Raw genomic sequence first — 4411 nt, forward strand, 5'->3', positions numbered from 1 at the left:
CCGCAGTGGGAGCATCTCATCCAGACCTATGATGATGCGATCGCAGCAGTACCGGGTCTAGACCAGAAACCCTACCGTACGCAGGACAGAAACAGAGAGAGCATCAAACCGGAGATCGATCCGGAAAAGTATCACTTTGAAAATGAACCCGATACGGATTTTGTGCTCGATGCCAACAGAAAATGGGCGGAAGGGATCCGTGACAAATGGCAGCACATCGGTGAAGCCGGAGGCTTCAATGCCTATCCTGTCATTCGCGGAAAGACGGTAGAAGAGGGGAAGACCGTCGAAGTGATCGATAAGTCGCAATACCACGAAAACAAACGTGTGGGCCACTATGTGGAAGCAACGCCGGAAGAGATGAAAGCCGCCATCGCCACGGCGAAATCTGATCCGGACGGCTGGAGAGAGCTCACGCCGCAGGAGAGACAGAAAAAGCTGATGGATGTCGCACATCAGATCAGGATAGCCAGAGCGGACCTGATAGGGGTGGCAGCGGCAGAAGTGGGCAAGGTCTTCACTGAGACCGATGTAGAGGTGAGTGAAGCGATCGACTTTGCCAATTTCTATCCCTACAGTGTTGCAAAGATCTCCGGACTGACAGGGATAGAAGCGAAAGGCAGAGGCGTCGGTCTGGTGATCAGTCCATGGAACTTTCCCATAGCTATACCGGTAGGAGGCATCGCCGCCTCACTCGCTGCGGGAAATACGGTCATCCTCAAACCTGCAGAAGATTCGGTACTCTGCGGCTACAGGCTCTGCCAGTGTTTCTGGGATGCGGGTATCAGTAAAAATACGCTGCAGTTCGTTCCGGGACGCGGTTCTGAGGTCGGTGAGCATATGATCCCCAGCAAAGATATTGATTTTACTATCTTCACAGGGGGCGAAGAGACCGCCTACAAGATCATCAAAGCGCGGCCCGATATCCATCTGAGTGCAGAGACCGGGGGTAAAGATGCCACCATCGTGACAGCCATGGCAGACCGTGACCAGGCTCTCGGCAACGTGATGGCATCCGCTTTCCATAATTCGGGACAGAAATGTTCGGCCACCTCTTTGCTTGTGCTGGAAAAAGAGCTCTTTGATGACGAAAGCTACAAAATGCAGATCAAAGAGGCGGCCGAGTCCATGCAGACCGGCTCGGTATGGGATTTCAACAACAGGATCGGCACACTTTCCAGCAAACCCACAGGCAAACTCGAAAGATCTCTGGGTTATCTGGATGAGGGGGAAACGTGGCTGGTCAAACCCGATTACGCGGATAGAGGGAATCCCTACATGTTGAAGCCATCGGTCAGATGGGGAACGAAAAGCGGGGATTTCTGCCATATGAACGAGCTCTTCGGTCCGGTACTCAGTGTGATGCGGGCAGAAAACCTTGACCATGCGATAGAGATCGTCAACAGTACAGGCTACGGCCTTACTTCCGGACTGGAATCACTTGATAAAAGAGAGCAGGACAAGTGGAAAGAGGAGATCATCGCAGGGAACCTCTATATCAACCGTGGAACGACAGGTGCCATCGTATTGCGTCAACCCTTCGGAGGGATGAGAAAATCGGCCATCGGAAGCGGTAAAAAAGCAGGCGGTTTCAACTATGTCAGCCAATTCATGGATATCTCCTACCATGAGACGAACCTCTATGAGTCCTGTTCGACGAACTTCATTGACCATATGAGGGTGATGCTTACGAGAGACACGGTTTTCCATGACGAGTGTGAAGTAGCACTGCGGTACATCTGTCACTTTGCACACTGGCATGAGGTAGAGTTCCTGAAAGAACACGACTATACGCATATTAGGGGTGAGTCCAACATCATCCGCTATCTGCCTGTCAAAGATGTGCTTTTAAGGCTGGAAGAGGGCGATAAGCTCGAAGAGATCCTTACAACGATCATGGCGGTCAAGATGGTCGGTGCGAATATCCATGTCTCGCTGCCCGAACACTCCAGGCAGGCTGAATTTCTGTGGCTGGAGTCCAAGCAGGCGAGTTTCATTGGAGAGAATGATCACATCACCCGCGACTCTGAAGAGGCGCTCATCAAACTGATACCTGCATATCAGAGGGTACGGTTCCTGCATCCGGAGAATGTCTCCCAGAACATTTTTGAAAGTGTGGCAGACCAGGCGATCTATATTGCCAGAGACCCTTTTGTGTCACATGGACGTATCGAGCTGATGCACTATTTTATAGAACAGAGTATCTCCAACAGCTACCACAGATACGGAAACCTCGGTATCCAGGGACTGCATTTGGAAGAAATGTAGTCTGACGGATAAAACTTAGAACATAGAAAAAGGATAAAATGAAAATGGACAGGATCGTAATAAAGGTCGGTAGTGCAGTATTGACAGAAAAGAATGAGATCGCAAAAGACAGGATGATGAATCTTGTCTATCTTATATCAAAGCTGAGATCAAAATATGAAGTCGTACTTGTATCATCAGGAGCTGTAGCAGCGGGCTACTCAGCACTGCAGCTGGATAAAACAAAACAGATCGGTAAAAAAGCGATCGCAGCGGCCGGTCAGCCGATACTGATGTCATCCTACAAGATGATGTTCGATATCTTGCATATCGATACGGCACAGATCTTGCTGACGGAAGATGATTTTGACTCAAGAAAGAGAACAAAGATGTTTCAGGAGATCATCAATGCGCATATACCGAACAATATCCTGCCTATCGTGAATGAGAACGACATATCTTCCACTCCTGAACAGCTCTTCGGTGACAATGATCAGCTCTCAGCGAATGTCGCACAGGCGGTAGATGCTGACCTGTTGGTCATTCTCAGCGACATAAACGGCTATTATGACAAGGACCCATCCAAACATAAAGATGCAAAGCTCTATAAAGTGCTGGATGAGCTCCCTGAGGGGGTACTGGATGAATGTGCAACGCCCAATGATCCCTTTGCCACGGGTGGGATCGTGACCAAGCTGAAAGCCGCGGACTTCATGATGAGACATGGCCGAAAAATGTTTCTCTCCAACGGATTCGATCTCGAGGCCTGTGAGGCTTTCCTGATGAAAGGGGAACATACCCTTGGTACGCTTTTCCTTCCAAAAGGAGAGGGTAAAAAGGAAAAGAAAAAAGACAAAAAGAAAAAAGGTTGAAACACGCTACAGCAGGTTGTTCTTCAGGCGAAGTTTCGTCAGATGTTTCAGTGCTGAGATCCCTTCCGGAACTGCTGTCAGGCGGTTGTTCTCAAGGACAAGTATGGTAAGTCTGCCCAGCTGTCCGATCTCTTTCGGGACCGCTGTAAGCTGGTTGCCTCCAAGATCGAGTACAGTAAGATTGCCCAGCTGTCCGATCTCACTGGGGAGTTCGGATAGTTCGTTGTTCCGGCAGACAAGATAGCCAAGGCTGCCAAGCTCCCCGATCTCATTGGGGAGTGCCGTGAGTCGGTTGCGGCGAAGGTCCAGTGCTTCAAGGTGACGCAGTTTTCCGATCTCTTTGGGGAGTGCGGTCAGGTCGTTTTTCCCGAGAGTAAGTGTGGTCAAGCTATGCAGGCCGCCGATCTCTTTGGGAAGTGTCGTCAGCCGGTTTCCGTGAAGGTCAAGTGCTTCAAGTTTGGCAAGCTTTCCTATCTCTTTGGGAAGTGCCGTAAGCTGATTGTCGCCGAGCATGAGTGTGGTCAGGTTATGCAGGTCGCCGATCTGATCGGGGAGCGCGGTCAAGCTGTTGTCCTCAAGGATCAGTGTTCTAAGATGTTGGAGCTTACCTATCTCTTTGGGGAGTGCCGTTAGGTTCCTGTCTTCGAGGTGCAGCTGTGTCAGTTGAGAGAGATCTCCTATCTCTTTGGGCAGGGCTGTCAGGTCATAGCCGATCAGCGTAAGCTCTGTCAGACCGGCAAGTTCTTCTTCATTTCTGGGTAGGTGGAGGGCATCGATATGATGTTCGTCTGCCCACTCCCAGAGCTTTTCCATCCAGCTGTATGCTGCCAAATGTCTATATCCCTTCTGCGATCATCACATCAGCTACTTTTTTGAACCCTGCAATATTTGCGCCGTCCACATAGTTTCCTTCGACACCATACTCTTTCGCCGTTTCAGCGACATTGCGGCAGATCTCATACATGGTCTCTTTGAGTTTGGTATCGATCTTTTCAAAGCTCCATTTCAGCATACCGGCATTTTGGCTCATCTCAAAGTTACTTACGGCGACACCGCCGGCATTCGCAGCTTTTCCGGGTCCAAAGCAGACCTTGTGCTTCAGGAAGGTCTGGATCGCTTTGGGTGTCGAAGGCATATTTGCCCCCTCCGCCACGCTCACACAGCCATTTGCAATGAGGTTTTGGGCATCTATCTCTGTCAGCTCGTTCTGTGTGGCACAAGGGAAGGCAGCATAACAGGCGATGGTCCATACGGCATGTCCTCCTGCCGGATACTCCGATACAGGGATAAAG

3 protein-coding genes and 1 pseudogene are annotated in these 4411 nt (G+C 50.3%); 2 read left to right on the plus strand and 2 right to left on the minus strand.

The genetic code is table 11. From position 1 onward, the window contains the following. Both VIM88_RS04885 and proB read left to right on the plus strand, forming a co-directional pair. A partial coding sequence (locus VIM88_RS04885; protein ID WP_331861763.1) for an aldehyde dehydrogenase family protein occupies nucleotides 1-2268 on the plus strand: 2268 nt, incomplete at its 5' end. 44 nt (nucleotides 2269-2312) lie between these two features. After that, the gene (proB, locus tag VIM88_RS04890; protein ID WP_331861764.1) at nucleotides 2313-3119 is read left to right on the plus strand and encodes a glutamate 5-kinase; all 807 of its coding nucleotides are present in this window, start codon (nucleotides 2313-2315) and stop codon (nucleotides 3117-3119) included. 6 nt (nucleotides 3120-3125) lie between these two features. Here the strand turns inward: proB and VIM88_RS04895 are convergent, their stop codons facing one another. Next, nucleotides 3126-3950 (minus strand): leucine-rich repeat domain-containing protein, encoded by an 825-nt coding sequence (locus tag VIM88_RS04895; protein WP_331861765.1) that lies wholly within the window; start codon nucleotides 3948-3950, stop codon nucleotides 3126-3128. A 4-nt stretch (nucleotides 3951-3954) separates the two neighbouring features. Then, nucleotides 3955-4411 (minus strand): annotated as a pseudogene (locus VIM88_RS04900) (NADP-specific glutamate dehydrogenase); the annotation flags it as partial.

It is taken from the genome of Sulfurovum sp. (assembly GCF_036568385.1).
Lineage (GTDB): Bacteria > Campylobacterota > Campylobacteria > Campylobacterales > Sulfurovaceae > Sulfurovum.

What these genes read in the sequence shown, in the direction of transcription:
- proB (WP_331861764.1), top strand. Translation starts at nt 2,313, where the DNA reads ATGGACAGGATCGTAATAAAGGTCGGTAGTGCAGTATTGACAGAAAAG.